Source organism: Microvirga sp. CF3016 (genome assembly GCF_036314085.1).
Lineage (GTDB): Bacteria > Pseudomonadota > Alphaproteobacteria > Rhizobiales > Beijerinckiaceae > Microvirga.
The window spans coordinates 1-16485 of sequence record NZ_JAYGGM010000017.1 but is presented as its reverse complement, the minus strand read 5'-3'; the positions used below and the strand labels follow the sequence as shown (position 1 = coordinate 16485).

Annotated in this window: 13 protein-coding genes; 6 read left to right on the top strand and 7 right to left on the bottom strand. The window is 65.9% G+C overall.

Translation table 11 applies throughout. The features are described from left to right. Positions 1–137: 137 nt before the first annotated feature. The 3 genes from VB672_RS21055 to VB672_RS21045 all read right to left on the bottom strand — a co-directional run bounded on the left by VB672_RS21055 (position 138) and on the right by VB672_RS21045 (position 3712). On the bottom strand, positions 138–1124 hold the full coding sequence (locus VB672_RS21055) for a YcjF family protein (RefSeq protein ID WP_329786178.1): 987 nt from the start codon (positions 1122–1124) through the stop codon (positions 138–140). Next, the gene (locus VB672_RS21050) at positions 1121–2569 is read right to left on the bottom strand and encodes a YcjX family protein (RefSeq protein WP_329786177.1); all 1449 of its coding nucleotides are present in this window, start codon (positions 2567–2569) and stop codon (positions 1121–1123) included. Before VB672_RS21050 ends, VB672_RS21055 begins: the two co-directional genes overlap by 4 nt. A gap of 69 nt (positions 2570–2638) precedes the next feature. Continuing rightward, positions 2639–3712: a hypothetical protein gene (locus VB672_RS21045; RefSeq protein ID WP_329786176.1), complete on the bottom strand. Its 1074-nt coding sequence runs from the start codon at positions 3710–3712 to the stop codon at positions 2639–2641. 185 nt (positions 3713–3897) lie between these two features. On the opposite strand from VB672_RS21045, the gene VB672_RS21040 reads away from it, so the two are divergent. Then, positions 3898–4422: a GNAT family N-acetyltransferase gene (locus tag VB672_RS21040; RefSeq protein WP_329786175.1), complete on the top strand. Its 525-nt coding sequence runs from the start codon at positions 3898–3900 to the stop codon at positions 4420–4422. On the opposite strand, the gene VB672_RS21035 is transcribed toward VB672_RS21040, so the two are convergent. Both VB672_RS21035 and VB672_RS21030 read right to left on the bottom strand, forming a co-directional pair. After that, a complete protein-coding gene (locus tag VB672_RS21035) occupies positions 4419–4943 on the bottom strand; it encodes a SixA phosphatase family protein (RefSeq protein WP_329786174.1) in 525 nt (174 codons plus the stop codon). The two genes, VB672_RS21040 and VB672_RS21035, sit on opposite strands and share 4 nt — an antisense overlap. After that, positions 4943–5791, bottom strand: coding sequence for an AAA family ATPase (locus tag VB672_RS21030; RefSeq protein ID WP_329786173.1), 849 nt, complete (start codon positions 5789–5791; stop codon positions 4943–4945). The genes VB672_RS21035 and VB672_RS21030 overlap by 1 nt, the downstream gene beginning before the upstream one ends. A 120-nt stretch (positions 5792–5911) precedes the next feature. On the opposite strand from VB672_RS21030, the gene VB672_RS21025 reads away from it, so the two are divergent. From VB672_RS21025 to VB672_RS21010, 4 genes are all read left to right on the top strand, one after another. Continuing rightward, positions 5912–7198, top strand: coding sequence for a cystathionine gamma-synthase family protein (locus VB672_RS21025; protein WP_329786172.1), 1287 nt, complete (start codon positions 5912–5914; stop codon positions 7196–7198). 162 nt (positions 7199–7360) lie between these two features. Further along, the gene (locus VB672_RS21020; RefSeq protein WP_329786171.1) at positions 7361–9151 is read left to right on the top strand and encodes a cation:proton antiporter domain-containing protein; all 1791 of its coding nucleotides are present in this window, start codon (positions 7361–7363) and stop codon (positions 9149–9151) included. A 64-nt stretch (positions 9152–9215) separates the two neighbouring features. Beyond that, positions 9216–10391: a vWA domain-containing protein gene (locus VB672_RS21015; RefSeq protein WP_329786170.1), complete on the top strand. Its 1176-nt coding sequence runs from the start codon at positions 9216–9218 to the stop codon at positions 10389–10391. A gap of 62 nt (positions 10392–10453) precedes the next feature. After that, positions 10454–11023 carry a hypothetical protein gene (locus VB672_RS21010; RefSeq protein ID WP_329786169.1) on the top strand — a complete coding sequence of 190 codons (570 nt, stop codon included), beginning with the start codon at positions 10454–10456 and terminating at the stop codon, positions 11021–11023. Between the two features lie 247 nt (positions 11024–11270). Here VB672_RS21010 and VB672_RS21005 read toward each other — a convergent pair whose 3' ends face one another. Next, entirely contained in the window at positions 11271–11696 is a 426-nt protein-coding gene (locus VB672_RS21005) for a universal stress protein (protein ID WP_329786265.1), read from the bottom strand. Between the two features lie 15 nt (positions 11697–11711). Then, positions 11712–12032 carry a 2Fe-2S iron-sulfur cluster-binding protein gene (locus VB672_RS21000; RefSeq protein WP_203443275.1) on the bottom strand — a complete coding sequence of 107 codons (321 nt, stop codon included), beginning with the start codon at positions 12030–12032 and terminating at the stop codon, positions 11712–11714. A 315-nt stretch (positions 12033–12347) separates the two neighbouring features. Between VB672_RS21000 and VB672_RS20995 the strand changes: the two genes are divergently transcribed. Further along, positions 12348–16415 carry a hypothetical protein gene (locus VB672_RS20995; protein ID WP_329786168.1) on the top strand — a complete coding sequence of 1356 codons (4068 nt, stop codon included), beginning with the start codon at positions 12348–12350 and terminating at the stop codon, positions 16413–16415. The last annotated feature ends 70 nt before the right edge of the window (positions 16416–16485 follow it).

The following is a 16485-nucleotide window of genomic DNA, read 5'->3' as shown; positions in this document are numbered from 1 at the left end:
CCCCGATGAACCGTGGCGCCCCTATATAGGCAAGCGGGGGCCGCGACAACGAGATTAAGTGTCATCGATTTGTCTAAGAGGCGCGGCACCTCTTTTGCACCGTTGAAAGATCGGACCTGCACGATTTGCCGCACCGTTCAGGTGGCTGCGGCCTCAGCCCGGCTGATCAGCTCACCCGCCACGTCGCCGATCTTCGGCGCCTCCTCGCGGATGAAGGGAAGCGGGCGGCAGACGGAGAGCGCGGCAAGGCCGAAGCGGGCGGTCATGAGCCCGTTCAGCACCCCCTCCCCGAGCTTGGCCGAGATCCGCGCCGCGAGGCCCAATCCGAGCACCTGCTGCATGAGACTGTCGCCCACTGCCACGCCTCCTGTCACCGCCAGGTGGTTGAAGGCGGCCTTGGCGAGCCGAAGGAACCCAAGGAACCCGGGCCGCCCGCCGTAGATGCGCGAGAGCGTCCGCAGGAGCCGAACCGCCGCGAAGATCACGAAGGCCACGTCGACGATGGCCCGGGGGCTCACCGCGGTGACGAGAGAGACCTGCTTCGCGGCACCGGCGATCGCCCGCTTGGCCTGGATATCGAGGGGAGCCAGCAGCTCGCGCTCGGCGATGGCGAGCCGGTCGTCCGCATCGATGATCTCGTCGGTGAGACCGCGCAGGCGGGCGCTGCCATGAGCGGCCGAGGCCCGGCCGCCATAGAGGTTCAGGAGATCGGACACGATGCCCTTGGCGGCCTTGTGATCCTTGACTGCAAGGGCATCGATGGCGGCCTCCCGCAGGCTCTCGATCTTCTGCTCGCGCCAGATCCCCACCGCTTCGCGGCCGATGATGGCCAGAAATGCCAGAACTGCCAGGATGGCGAGCCCCAGCGCCACCCAGCCGAGCCAGGGCGCAATGGCGAAGAGATCGACGATCAGGTTCTCGACCGCGAGGCCCAGCCCCAGCAGGAGGAGGCCCGACAATGCGGAGATCAGGATGGCGACCCAGGGTGCGCGCCGCTTCTCGCCCATGGGGACCACGACGCCGTCGGCGGCCTCGATGGCGTCGAAGGGCTCCTCCGTCACCTGCACGGCGCCGGCCGTGACGTTCGGATCGTCGAGACGATAGGCGCGAGGTTGGCGGCTCATGCGAAGCGATCCCCCAGCAGGAATTCAAGGGCCCGGTCGAGGCGGATATGGGGCATCTTCGCCGTGCGGCCCGCCGCATCGACCGGCAGTTTGGGCGGGCGGAAGCGCGGGAACCGGAAGGAGCCCGGCGGAATGGCGCCCTGGAACACGGCCTCCGGCGTCTCCGGCAGCTCGCCCGGGAAGATCGCGGCCTCCGTCTCGCCATCGAAGATGTCGCCCCCGACCCGCTCGCCGGCCTCCGGAATGCCGGCGACGGCGCGCAGGGTCTCGCGGCCCTCGCGGATCGTCGTCTCGCGGGTGGCGCGCACGGAGGCGAGCGCCACGGTCCCGACCCTGGCACCGGCAGCCTCGGTCCGGCGGGAGGCACGGTTCACGAGCAGGCGCAGGATCGCATCCAGCCGGTCGTGATCCGTATGGTGGATGTGATCCGCCTTGGTGGCTGCGAACAACACCCGATCGGCCCGCGGGGAGAACAGGCGGGACAGGAGCGTGTTGCGCCCGGTCCGGAAGGCCATGAGCACCTGATCGAGCGCCTCCTCCAGCTCCGCGAGGGCCACCGGCCCGGCGTCGATGGCGGCCAGCACGTCGACGAGCACGATCTGACGGTCGATGCGCTGAAAGTGGTCGCGAAAGAAGGGCCGGACCACATGGGTCTTGTAGGCCTCGAAGCGCCGTTCCATGAGCGCCGCGAAGCTGCCCGGCGCGATCGGCTGCCCCTGGGCCAGATCGAGCGGCGCGAAGGTGAGCGCGGGCGAGCCCGCAAGATCGCCCGGCATGAGAAAGCGGCCCGGCGGCGTGGTCGCGACGGCCTCGGAGCCGGCGCGCAGGGCAACGAGATAATCCTTGAAAGCTTCGCTCGCCTTCGATGCAAGCATCTCATCGGAAGCACCTGCGGCGTCGAGCGTTTTCAAGGTCTCGTGCCATGGCCCGGCCGCTGCCACTCGATCCCGTTTGCGGCTTGCCTCGATCGTCTGGCGGGACCATTCCGCATAGCCGGCATCGAGGAGCGCCAAGTCGAGCAGCCATTCGCCGGGGTAATCCACGATATCGAGGGCAAGCGAGGCCGGTCCCGTGCGCCAGCCGGACTTGCGTTCATATTCCACATCCACCCGCAACTCGCTGATCCGGTTGGTGGATTGCGGCCAGCGGCGGCTCTCGATGAGCGCCGCCATATGCTCCTCGTAGGGAAAGCGCGGCACCGCGTCGTCGGGCTGATGCGTCAGATGTGCCCGCCGGATGCGTCCCTCGGACGAGGCGCGGAAGGCGGGCAGGCTGGTGCCGCGCACGAGGTGATGCACGAGAGCGGAGGTGAAGACGGTCTTGCCGGAGCGGGCGAGCCCCGTGACTCCGAGGCGGAGGGAGGGCTGGATCAGCTGCCCGGAGGCCTCCCAGAGCGATTGCGCGGCGGATCCGGCGCGGGAGGCGAGATCGGTGATGACGGACACGAAGATGAACCTAATGCTCTCAAGCCAAGCTTGAAGGTGGGGCTTGAAGTCCTAACGTGCAAGGCGGCGTCAGCGCTCCACGCTCGGCGCAGGCATCCCGGAGACGTTCGCCTTCCGCTCTTCGGTCTTCACCCCCTCCTTTAATCGGGCGGCGGCCCGCTCGATAGCCTCCTCCACAAGACCAGGGCTGGCCCGCAAAGCCCCAAGCTCGAAGGCCGACATGGCCAACATCACATGGGTCAGGTTCGGCTGGGGTGTTCCATCCTCGGCGAACAGCTTCAGGTCGTCGGTTGGCTTCAACCCCAAACCTTCGACCATCCGGCCCGCATAATTGCGGTGGCGCTGCTCCTCGGACGGACAGGCGGCGGCCACTTGAACCTTCGGAGCAGGCTTGGCGGCCGCCGAGGCGGTGACCGCCGGTTCCTTCACCGGCTTCCTGCGCACGACAGCCGGCGGCGAGGACGGCTTCGGCTTCTCGCCAAGGCCCTCGGCGATGCTCGGCACCCGGTATTGCGGCGTCCTCGGCGCCATCGGGATCACCATGGAAACCCGCCCCGGCCGGCCGCCAGGGCCGGCCTTGGCCGTATACCGCACCGCACCGCCCTTCTTCCGGCGCGAGGCGAGATACTGCGCCCGCACGGTGCCGCCGATGCCCCTCACCGCCAGCATGGCGATCCCGCCAATGCCTGTCGCGACGTTGCATTCGGCCGGAGCCCAGCGGCGGACGATATCGAGGGCGGACTTGCGGTTGAAGTCGAGGTAATAGCGACGCAGCAGGGTGGCGGCAGCATCGGCCCCATGATCGGCGGAGGCAAAGCCCACATGGCCTTCGCTGTCGGTGGCGAGCTCCCCGTTCCAGCGAGCGCTCTTGATGCACCAGTAATTGTTGAGCTTCACGCAGCGGGTGACGAAAGGACGCTCGGCCTTGAGCAGGGCCGCCATCGCGACCACAGACTTCGGCTCCAGGGCCTCCATGGCCTCTCGCCGCCAGTTCGTGACCTCCCGGCTTTCAGGCTCATAGCGCGCCTGCAGGGAAGGTGCCTGCTGGGCAGGCTGCGTTGAAGCTTCGCCCGCCTCGTGACCATCACCCGGCAGGAGAGCGCGCACCGCAAGGGCGATCATGAAAATCGTCTGAGGCGTCATGATGAGGAACGGCCCCCGCTTCGGACGAAAACAATGGAAAAGCTTTCAGGCAGAACGATGGTAGGGCCGTGAGGTTCAGTCTCAATGCCTGGCGCTTGGCACTCGTGCGGGAATCGAAGTCTAATGTTTGGAACTCTTTTTGAACCGCCGTGAACGGCTCACACACGATCGCCCCGCCGGAACCCATGTCAGCCAATCTCTCAATCCGACTTCTGCACCCGTCCGACGCACAGGCCTATCGAGATCTCAGGCTCGAGGCGCTGAAGAGCAGCCCGGCGGCCTTCGGCTCCAGCTATGAGGAGGAATCGCCGCTTCCGATCCAGACGATCAAGGCCCGCATTCCGGTGTCCGGCCCGAATGCGATCTTCGGTGCCTTCTCGGACAAGGCTCTCGTCGGCATGGCGGGATTTGCCGTCTATGAGCGGATGAAGGCGCGCCACAAGGGCGTCATGTGGGGCGTCTTCGTGAAACCGGACTGGCGCAAGCAGGCGGTCGGAAAGGCCCTGGTCCAGCAGGTGATCGACCACGCCTCCCGGCACGTGATCATGCTCGAAGCGGCCGTCGGCCTCGCGAACGAGAGCGCGCGGCGCACGTATCATAGCCTCGGATTCAGGCCCTACGGGATCGAGCGCAAAGCGATCAGGATCGGCGACACCTTCTACGACGAGGAGTTGCTGTACCTGGATCTTGCGCGACTCGCGGGCGCCTAATCGTCTTCCCCATTTCCTAGGGATTTCGGCGTCACGAAGCGCTCGAGCGTACCGGATTTCTGCTTGATCTCGCTCCAGCTCTTCAGCGGGAAATCGATGACGGCGAGACCGGCCGTCGGATATTTCTGGCCGAGCCGCAGGATCCCGTCGATGTCGCCCTCGCCGATGAGAAGCTTAGCGAGTTCCTCGGAGCCTGGGTTGTGGCCGATCAGCATCAGAGTCCTGACCTCGGATTCCACCTCGCGCACGACATCCAGGAGCCGCCCGACGGGCGCTTCGTAGATCCGCCCGTCCCGGCGTGTCTCGATGTCTCCGAGAATGGGCTGGATCCGCTCCCAGGTTTCCTGAGTCCGCCGTGCGGGCGAGATGATGACGAGATCGGGCTCGAGCCGTTCCCGCTTGAGATAGGTGCCCATGACGGGAGCCGCCTCCTGCCCGCGCTTGGCGAGAGGACGGTCGAGATCGAGCACGCCGGAAGGCCAAGCGGCCTTGGCATGGCGAAGAAGCAGGAGGCGAAGCATCAGCGTCCGTCCCTTCTGGCGATGAAGGCGAGCTTCTCGAAGAGGCTCACATCCTGCTCGTTCTTCAACAGCGCCCCGTGCAGCGGCGGAATGAGCTTGCGGGTGTCGCGCTCGCGGAGCTGCTCAGGGCCTATATCCTCGGAGAGCAGGAGCTTGAGCCAATCGAGCAGCTCCGACGTCGAGGGCTTTTTGCGAAGGCCCGGCACCTCGCGCACGTCGAAGAAGATCTTCAGAGCCTCCTCGACCAGACGGTGCTTGATGCCCGGATAATGCACCTCGACGATCCTGGCCATGGTGTGGGCATCCGGGAACTTGATGTAATGGAAGAAGCAACGGCGCAGGAAGGCGTCCGGCAGCTCCTTCTCGTTGTTGGACGTGATGATGACGATCGGGCGCTGAGCCGCCTTCACCGTCTCGCCCGTCTCGTAGACGAAGAACTCCATACGGTCGAGTTCGAGCAGCAGGTCGTTGGGGAACTCGATATCGGCCTTGTCGATCTCGTCGATCAGCAGCACAGGCCGCACCTCGGAGGCGAAGGCGTCCCACAGCTTGCCGCGCTTGATGTAGTTGCGGATGTCGGACACCCGTGGGTCGCCGAGCTGGCTGTCCCGCAGGCGGGAGACGGCATCGTATTCGTAAAGGCCCTGCTGGGCCTTGGTGGTCGATTTGATGTGCCAGGTCAGGAGCGGGGCATTCAGGCTCCTGGCGATCTCCTCAGCCAGGACCGACTTGCCGGTTCCCGGCTCGCCCTTCACCAGGAGCGGGCGCTCCAGGGTGATGGCGGCGTTGACGGCCACAGTCAGATCCTCGGTCGCCACATAGGATTCAGTACCGGCAAAGCGCGCCATTCTCACCCTTCCTCGGATTCATCTCGACCCTAAGTCGTGCCCCCGCCTTTCGGCAACCGCCTTCATAGGGTAAGGCCAGAGGCCAAGGCGACAACAATCCAACCGGGAGGATCATGATCTATGGCCTACAACCGCTACCACAAGGACCGAATCGGCAATCACAAGCTGAAGCCAGAGACCCTGATGTTGGGCTACGGCTATGACCCGACCCTGTCGGAAGGTGCGGTGAAGCCTCCGGTCTTCCTCACCTCGACCTTCGTGTTCAACAGCGCCGAGCACGGCAAGGAATTCTTCGACTACGTGGCAGGCCGCCGGGAGCCGCCGCAAGGCGAGGCAGCGGGCCTCGTCTATTCCCGCTTCAACCACCCTAATTCCGAGATTGTCGAAGACCGGCTCGCCATCTTCGAGGAGGCGGAAGCCGGCCTTCTCTTTTCCTCCGGCATGTCGGCCATCGCCACCACGATCTTGGCCTTCGCCCGGCCCGGCGACGTGATTCTGCATTCGCAACCCCTTTACGGCGGCACCGAAACCCTGATCGCCAAGACCCTCGCCAACATGAATATCGGGGCCGTGGGCTTCGGCGACAGCGTCGACGAGGCGGGCATCCGGGCCGCCGCCAAGGAGGCGCAATCCAAGGGTCGCGTCTCGGTGATCAAGATCGAGACGCCCTCGAACCCGCTCAACACCCTCGTCGACATCGCCCTCATCCGGACCGTCGCGGACGAGATCGGGGCGGCCCAGGGACACCGCCCGGTGATCGTGTGCGACAACACCCTGCTCGGGCCCGTCTTCCAGAAGCCCCTGAAGAACGGTGCCGACATTTCGGTCTATTCGCTGACGAAATATGTGGGCGGCCATTCGGACCTGATCGCCGGCGCGGCGCTCGGCTCCAAGGAACTGATGAAGACGGTGCGCCTGCTGCGCTCCTCCATCGGCACCCAGCTCGATCCGCATTCCTGCTGGATGCTCGGTCGCTCGCTCGAGACGCTTGCCCTGCGCATGAACGCGGCGAACCGCAATGCGGAGATCGTGGCTCAATTCCTGCACGAGCACCCGAGCGTGGTGAAGGTGCATCACCTCGCCTACCTGCCGGAGGGCTCCCGGGCCAGGCAGGTCTATGAGGACCAATGCGACGCCCCCGGCTCCACCTTCTCCTTCGACGTGAAAGGCGGCGAAGCGGAGGCTTTCCGGGTGCTCAACGCGCTCCAGGTCTTCAAGCTGGCGGTGAGCCTGGGCGGCACCGAGTCGCTGATCTCGCACCCGGCTTCCACCACCCATTCCGGCGTGCCCAAAGCGACCCGCGACCGCCTCGGTGTCAGCGATGCCACCATCCGCGTCTCCATCGGCATCGAGCACCCGGACGATCTCGTGGCCGATCTGGCGCAGGCGCTGGCGACGCTGGGATAAAACATCGAGCCGCTCGGTATCATTCCCGGACGCAGATCCGGGAATGACATCTGTGCTCGTCCCATGCGTTCATGTCGCGCCCACCATGCCACCTTGAGCGCCATTAACCCCTTGCGCATCACTTGTCCGTAGAAGGACAATATCTGTGACCGGAAGGAAGCAATGGCCGCTGCGATAGACCTGCACGCCTATCAGGAACCCATTCTTTTTCTGGCAACGGCAGGCATCGTCGTCCCTCTGTTTCACCGGCTCAAAATCAGCCCGGTGCTGGGGTTCCTGGCAGCAGGCGCGTTGCTGGGCCCCTACGGGCTTGGGCGGCTTATGCCGAGCTATCCTTGGGTCGACTGGCTGACCTTCACGGATCCCGAGGGAACATCCCGCCTGGCCGAGTTCGGCGTGGTCTTTCTTCTCTTCACCATCGGCATCGAGCTCTCCTGGCAGCGCCTGCGCCTTCTGCGTCGGATGGTCTTCGGCTTCGGGACGCTCCAGGTGGTGCTCTGCACCCTCGCCCTGAGCCTGTTCGCCTACAAGGCGGTGGATACGGTCGCAGCCGCCGTCCTCATCGGCATCGCCCTGGCCCTGTCCTCCACGGCCATCGTCCTGCCTGTCCTTGCGGAACAGAAGCGTCTCAACACGTCGCCGGGGCGCGCCAGCTTTTCCGCCCTGCTCTTCCAGGATCTCGCTGTCGCCCCGATCCTGCTCACCATCGCGGTTCTGGACATCCGGCAGCCGGAGGTGACCACCCTGACCCTGGTCACATCGCTCCTTCAGGCCGCATTGGCACTGGCGGTTATCGTCGTGCTCGGGCGCATCGTCCTGCGACCGTTCTTCCAAATGGTTTCGACGACCAAGAGCCCCGAACTGTTCATGGCCGCCTGCCTGCTCGTGGTGATGGTCACGAGCCTGGCCGCCGCGGCGAGCGGCCTGTCCATGGCGCTCGGCGCCTTCATTGCCGGCATCCTCCTGTCGGAAACCGAATACCGCCGCGCCGTCGACACGACGATCCAGCCCTTCAAGGGGCTGCTGCTGGGCGTCTTCTTCGTCTCGGTCGGCATGAGCCTGGACGTCGTGCGCTTCCTGGAAGCGCCGCTCACGATCCTGGCGGTCGCCACCCTCGTGATCGCCATCAAGAGCGTGATCATCTATTGGCTGAGCCGCCCCTTCGGGCTCAATGCGGCCGAGGCCGCCGAGACGGGGCTGCTGCTCGGCCCCGGCGGCGAGTTTGCGCTGGTCATCCTCGGCAGCGCCATGGCGGCCGGCCTCGTTCCCGGCGAAACGGGCCAGAACCTCCTGCTCGTGACGACCCTCACCATGGTGGCGATTCCCTTTTTCGCCCGCCTGGGACGGCGCCTGAGCCGGCAGCTGGAGAAGAAACGCTCCCTCGACCCCGCCATCATCCTTCCCCCGCCCCCGGAGGAAGCCGGGCGCGTCATCGTCGCCGGCTACGGGCGCGTGGGACAGCTCGTCGGCGACATGCTGCAGCGGCACAAGGTGCCTTACCTCGCCATCGACATGGATCCGGCCCGCGTCGCCGAGCAACGCAGGGCCGGCAAGCCGGTCTATTTCGGCGACGGGTCCTATCCCGAGTTCCTGCGCGCCTGCGGCATCGAGCAGGCCCGCGCCCTCGTCATCACCCTCGATACGCCGAGCTCCATCGGAGCCGTGGTGGCGGCGGCCCGCCAGGAGCGCTCGGACATCACCATCGTGTCCCGGGCCCGCGACGACAAGCATGCGGCCCAGCTCTACGATCTCGGCGTGGACGACGCGGTGCCGGAGACCATCGAAGCCTCCCTGCAGCTGAGCGAGGCCGTTCTGGCCGATATCGGCGTTCCCATGGGTCTCGTCATCGCGTCCATTCATGAACGGCGCGACGAGTTCCGGGAGGTTCTCAAGAAGAGCAACCGCAAGCCGGAACGCGCCGAGTTCCGAGCGCGGCGGACGGTCGGGAAGTAACGCGGCCATCTTGCGCTGCCGGATTGGCGCTTGACCTTCCGCCCCGTTGCCGGACACTGGCGCGATGTTCCTCACCTTCTTCACAGAGCTGCGCGCGGCCAAGGTGCCGGTCTCCTTCCGGGAGTATCTGTCCCTGCTCGAGGCGCTCGACCGGGATCTAGCCGACAAGAGCGTCGAGGAATTCTACTATCTCTCCCGCACCTGCCTGGTGAAGGACGAGCGGCATTTCGACCGGTTCGACCAGGTCTTCGCCCATGTGTTCAAGGGGATCGAGAGCATGGGCCATGCTCTCGACGAGACCGGGATCCCGGAGGAATGGCTGCGCAAGCTCGCTGAGCGCTATCTCACGGACGAGGAGAAGAAGCAGATCGAGGCCATGGGCTGGGAGAAGCTCTGGGAAAACCTGAAGGAACGCCTCAAGGAGCAGAAGGGCCGCCATCAGGGCGGCAACAAATGGATCGGCACCGCCGGCACCTCGCCCTATGGCGCCTACGGCTACAATCCGGAAGGCATTCGCATCGGCCAGGACAGGAACCGCAATTTCCGTGCCGTGAAGGTGTGGGACAAGCGCGAGTTCAAGGATTTCGACGACAGCGTCGAGCTCGGCGTGCGCAACATGCGCATTGCTCTCAGGCGCCTGCGCCGGTTCGCCCGGACCGGCTCGGCGGAGGAACTCGATCTCGACGAGACGATCCACGAGACCGCCCACAAGGGCTATCTCGACGTGCGCCTGCGCCCCGAGCGCCGCAATGCCGTGAAGGTGCTGCTCTTCCTCGACGTCGGCGGCTCCATGGATTGGCACGTCGAGATCGCCGAGGAGCTTTTCTCGGCGGCGCGGCTCGAGTTCAAGCATTTCGAGCACTTCTACTTCCACAACTGCGTCTACGAGAACCTGTGGAAGGAGAACCGCCGCCGCTTCGACGAGGTGATCCCCACCCTCGACGTGATCCGCACCTATCCGTCCGATTACCGGGTGGTCTTCGTGGGCGATGCCTCCATGAGCCCCTACGAGGTCACCCATCCCGGCGGCTCGGTGGAGCACTGGAACGAGGAGCCCGGCCAGGCCTGGCTCCGGCGCATCCTCGACCATTTCCCAAAAGCCGTGTGGCTGAACCCGGTGCCGCAGCCGCATTGGGGCTATACCCAGTCGATCTCCCTGATCCGGCAGCTTTTCGGGGAGCGGATGTATCCGCTCAGCATCGAAGGCATCGACCATGCGATGCGTGAGTTGGTGCGCTAGAGCGCCATTACGCAAAGTGGCGGCCAGTTTGCCGAACGGGTGACGTCCGGATAAGAAGCCCTATGTCCCAAACCTACACCCACAGCCCCAAGCCCTTCGGCGGACCTATCTCCTTCATCCTCAAGGGCGACAAGCTCACCGTGGATTCCGGCCGCAAGGTGCACGAGGTTCAGCTCGGCGCCGTCAGCACCGTGCGCATGACCTTCGAACCCGGCCGGCTGGCGCAAAGATCGTTTCGGACGAAGGTGGTCATGACGGACGGAAAGTCCTTCACGTTCACCTCGCTTGATTGGAAGAGTCTGGTCGAGGCCCAGGAGCTGACCCAGGAATACCGCGCCTTCACCCATGCGCTCTGCGACGCCATCGCACGGGCCAATCCGCAGGCGAGGTTCGTGGCCGGGAAGCCCCTGGGGCTCTGGCTGCCCTCCTCGGCGCTCGCCGTCGCATCGCTGCTGGCGATGGCCTACCTGATCTGGCAGGCCCTCCAGATGGGAGCGACGGGCGTCGCCCTTCTGGGCGCGCTGCTCGCCGTGGTGGGCGTCTGGCAGATCGAGCCGATGATCAGGCTCAACAAGCCGCGGCCGTTCCGGGCCGGAGACCTGCCGGCGGAGCTTCTGCCGAAGGCGTCTTGAGGAACAAAGCCCTCTTATCCTCTATCCTCACCTGCCCGGATCGGATGCGGGGACGGCCCTTCCACCCTCGCCGTCATCACCGGCCTTGTGCCGGTGATCCCACTTGTTTGAAGCAGTGTGCTCTAAGGATTGGGATGGCCGGGACGAGCCCGGCCATGACGAGGCGGGCTGGAGCAGGGTTAGAGCTGGCTGGAGCCGGGGCTTTGATCCCCGGATCACGTCCGGAGCAGCCACGACCGGGTGAAGCCTAAGCCCGCACCACCAGCACCGAGCACTTGGCGTGACGCACGATGGTGGCGGCGTTGGAGCCGAGGAGATAGGTCGCCATGGTCGGCCGGTGCGAGCCGATGACGACGAGATCGGTGCCGGTCTGCTCCGCCTCGTCCAGCACCTCGTTGTAGACCGACCCGAGCCGGACCACGGCGGAGACGCGCTCTGCGGGAAGCGTCACCTTGGCGGCCAGTTCCGCCAGCCGCTTCTCGGCCTCGCCCTGCTGGTCTTCGTCGAAGGCCGGCGGCATGAACTCCATGTAGGTGACCGGCACGATCGCGCGCACATAAATCAGGCGCAGGGAGCCGCCTGAGGTGGTGGCGAGTTCCACGGCCTTGTCGATGGCGGGCTGCGCCGCCTCCGCTTCCCCGAGGTCGACGGGCACCAGGATCGTCTTGAACATCATCGTATCTCCGGATCAGCCTTGGCGTGTAGGAGTGTGAACGACCAAGCCGTCAAGCTCGGGCCTGACGCGGATCTGGCAGGAGAGCCGCGAATTGGGGCGCACGTCATAGGCGAAGTCGAGCATGTCCTCTTCCATGGGCTGAGGCTGGCCGGTCGCGGCTTCCCATTCTTCCGCGACATAGACGTGACAGGTGGCGCAGGAGCAGGCTCCCCCGCATTCCGCCTCGATGCCCGGAACGCCGTTGCGGATGGCAGTCTCCATGACGGTTGCGCCCTCCTCCGCCTCGACGGTGCGGGCCGTGCCCTCGGCATCGATGAACGTAATATTGATCATTGCGGACCTCTGCTTGTCGGCGCATACTTATGACAGACTGCGCCGGAAGACGAGAGACGCATACAAAACCTGCCGTCTTTTCGCCGCAATTTTCCCCGGTAGAGCAGGTTACTAAGCCGTTAACGACGTTCATAAATGGCAGGGGACATCGGGTTTCCTTGTTTCAGATCGGCCGCTAGACTTGCTTGGTAAATGACAGATTACCGTGCGGAAATCCTTGAACGGGGATCCGTACCGGCTGGAGCCAGGCATTCACCTCGTCGTTAAGGAGTGAGGCGGCTTCAACCATCATCAGTTGCGTCACGAGGGCGGATCATGGCGACCGAGAACAAGAAAATGAAGGACCCGGCTGAGGCAGCCTTGTCGGCTGTCGAGCAGGCGCTCAATCTTGAAGAGACATTCGTGATCCATACCCCGGAGCGCTCGGGCAGCAAGCCTTACGAAGAGCCCAAGCTGCCGGATATCGACGATCACGACTTCACGAAGGGTCCTTTCGGTCTTGGCTCCGATTCCCTGTCCGCCCAGGCAGACGACCACGACCCCAGGCTCGACGACATGGCCCGCTCAGGCTTTGTCGCCCCGGATCGCAGCTCCGTCGCCAACGATGACCGCCAGAATGTCGGCGTGATGCTGCAGGCCCTTCAGGTCCGCCCGTCCCGCCGCGCCTACTGGTTCGCCGCCCTCGCATCCCTGCTCTGGCTCGGCGGCGTCGGAGCCCTGGTCTATACGCAGGGCATCACCACCCCCGAACAATTGCTCGCCACCTTCTCGACCTCACAGCTTGCCCTCGGCGCTGTCGGGCTCGTAGGGCCCGTGTTCCTGTTCTTCATCGCGGCGATGCTCACCGTCCGCTCGCATGAGATGAAGCTGGTGGCCCGCGCCATCGGCGATGTCGCCATGCGTCTCGCTCAGCCGGAAAACTTCTCCACCGACGCGGTTCTGTCCGTCTCGCAGGCCGTGCGCCGTGAGGTCGCCGCCGTCGGCGACGGCGTCGAACGCGCGCTGGCCCGAGCCGGTGAGCTCGAAACCCTCGTGCGCAGCGAGATCTCGACCCTGGAGCGCGCCTATTCCGACAACGAGATCCGCATCCGTTCGCTGATCGACGAGTTGGTGGCCCAGCGCGAGGCCATCGTGTCGAACGCGGAGCGCGTGCGCGGCTCCATCACCGGCGTGCATCAGAACCTGATCCAGGATCTCGACGGCGCCAGCGAGCGCGTCGTCGCCGCCGTCAGCGGCGCGGGCGACAAGGTCACCGCTTCGCTTGAGCAGCAGGGCGATCACATCACCCAGGCTCTCGGCCGCGCCGGCGAGCGGGTCGTCGAGGAAATGGCGAGCCGCGGCGTCGAGCTGGTGGAGCGCCTCTCGGGCTCCAGCGAAGAGATCAAGAACGGCATCTCCGAGGTGGGCACCATCATCACGAGCGCTCTCGAGAGCAAGGCGCAGGACATCACCGGCGCCTTCGAGCGCACCGGCGATCTCCTCACGCGCCACCTGCAGGAAGGCGCAAGCCAGGTCACCCGCACGCTTGCCGAGACCGGCCGCGGCGTCATCGACGCCCTCGCCCAGCAGGGCAACGACGTGCGCGAGGCCTTCGAGCAGACGGCCCGCACCCTTGAGGACAGCTTCGCCCAGCGCGGCAGCGAGATCACCGAGAAGCTGGCAGCCACCGGCGGCGTGATTGCCGACGATATCTCGGCCCGCACCGCCGAGATGCGCGACCAGATCACCGCCGCAGGCTCGGCCGTCGGCGATGAGATCGTGAGCCGCGGCGCCGAGGTGCGCGAGCAGCTCGCCACCACCGGCGGCACCGTGGTGGAAGAGATCGTTCTGCGCGGCAACGAATTCCGCGAGCGCTTGGCCACGACGGCTGCCGACGTCACCCGCGAGATCGACCAGCGCGGCGCCGAGGTGCGCGAGCAGCTCGAGAGCGCCGTACGCCTCGCCGATGAATCCATCGGCACCCGTGTCGAGGATCTGGCGACACGCCTGGAAACGGCGAGCCAGCGCGTCAGCGAATCCGTCACCGTCCAGGGTCAGGCCCTGGAGACCAGCCTCGCACAGGCCGGCGAACGCGTGTCGCTGCTCATGGGCAATCAGGTCGAGGAGTTCCGCACCGCGTTCGAATCGCGCGGCCAGGAATTCTCGGAGACCCTCGCCCGCCACACGGACGAAGCGCATACCCGTCTGGCCACCACGGCCAAGGACATCGTCCTCGCCATCGCGGCCCAAGGCTCGCGCGTCAACGAAGTGCTCAACCGGACTGCGGAAACGCTTTCCACGACTGTCGATACCCGCACCCGCGAGATGGAAGAGACGCTCGGCTCGCGCCTCACGGCCTTCGAGGGCGTCATGGCCCGCGGCGGCGAGATGGCCGAGCGCATGTCCCGTGACGTCGGCAACCTGACCGAGACGATCAGCGGCCGCTTCGAGGAGATGGACCGCCTGATCACCGTGCAGGGCCGCACCGTGGCCGAGACCTTCGCCGAGCGCGCCCGCGAGGCCACCACGGCCATCGAGACCCAGCTGGCCGCCCTCGAGGAGCACGCCACACGCCGCACCTCGGAGATCGCGGTCAATTTCGACACCATCGTCGAGCGGGTCGACAGCGTTCTCGGCGCCCGGTCCACGGCCCTCAACGAGGCTCTCGTGATCCGTACCGGCGAGATGGCCCGCGTCATGGCCGAGGGTGGGCGCGACGTGGCGACCGCCCTCCAGGCGCGCGTCGACGAGATCAGCCAGGCGATCACCGCCAAGACCAACGCGATCGCCGACACCCTGTCCGCCAGGGCCGAGCAGATCGGCGAATCTCTGGACGGGCGCATCGCAACGATCGACGAGGTTCTCGGCAGTCGCGCCGACGCGATCACGGAAACCCTCGGCACCCGGGCTTTCGAGATCAACCAGACCTTGGGAAGTCGTGCGGAGGAGATCGCCAACGCCCTCAACCAGAGCGTCACGATGCTCGAGGACCGGGTCGTCAACCGTCTCAGCGGCGTTGCCGAGACCATCGACGAGCGCGGACAGGCCGTTCTCGGCTCGCTCACCAGCCGCATCGGCGAGATCCGCTCGATCTTCGACACGCAAGGTGCATCCCTCGTCGAGAATCTCGGCACCCGCGGTGACGTCATCGGTCGTGAGGTCGCAGCCATCAGCGACGCCACCCTGCGCAACCTGGAAGAGCGCAGCAGCACCCTGCTCTCCTCTCTCCAGGAGCGAGCGATGGAACTGACCGCCTCCTACATGCAGTCGACGCAAGCCATGCGCAACGCCATCGACGAAGGCACGCAGCAGACCGTCGAAACCCTCACGGGCGCCAACGATCGCCTGCGGGGTGAACTCACGGAGGTGCTCGGCCGCCTCCAGGATGCCAACCGCCTGCTCCAGCAGGTTGCGGCCTCGGCCAGCAGCAATCTCGGTGCCGTCGAGGACGGTCTGGCCGGACGGGTCCAGCACATCGAGGGGCTTCTTTCAGAGATCGCCACGCAGACGGGCCGCGCCTCCGATCAGGTGGCCGATCAAGTCGACGCACTGCGCAGCGTCTCGACCGGCGCCATCCAGCAGGCGCTGGACCTGGCCCAGAGCCTCGAGGAGCGCGGCCGTGCGCTCACCGACACCACCCATGAGCAGATGCGCACCCTCACCGAGGCCACGACCGCCCTGGAGCGTGTCGAGGCCCGCATGAGCGAAGCCCTGTCGAGCCGCCAGCAGGCGCTGGACGAGCTTCTCAGCCGCATCAACGAGCGTTCGCAGGATCTGGACGCCGTCACCCGCTCCTTTACGACCCTGTTGGAAGGGTCGCTCGAAAACGCCGACGTCAAGGCACGCCAGCTCGGCTCGGTCCTCGCCGCGGCCGCCGAGGCCACCACGAACGCCATCGGCGAGCAGTTCGAGCGCATCCGCTCCACCACGGGCGAGGAGAGCATGCGTACGGCGGCTGCCCTGCGCGGCAGCTACGAGCAGGCTGCGGCCGAGATGGCGGAAGCCCTGAGCAACGCGACCGCGAGGTTCCGCGACACCATGGGCGAGCTGCGCGGCATGACCGGCCAGATCCAGCAGGAGCTCGAAGCCACCCGGGCGGAACTCCGCCGCGGTGTCGTAGAGCTGCCGCAGGAGACGCAGGAGGCAAGCGCCAATATGCGCCGCGTCGTGGCCGACCAGATCAAGGCCCTCAACGAGCTGTCCGCTTTGGTGTCCCGCTCCAACCGCCTGGTCGATGCCGCACCGGCTGCCCAGCCGCGCAAGACCGCGGTCAACGAGGCTCCGGTCGCGGCCACCATGGCTGCCGTCGCGGCCGCCGTGGAGCAACGCATCGCGCAGACGCCGCCTCCCGCTCCCGCCCCGACGGTCGCCCGCCAGGCAGAGCCCAAGCCCTGTCTCTTATAAACAACTGACGCTGCCGACGAGCCAATACATGTGTAGATCTCGGTGGTCGCCGTTTCATTAAAAACCGGGG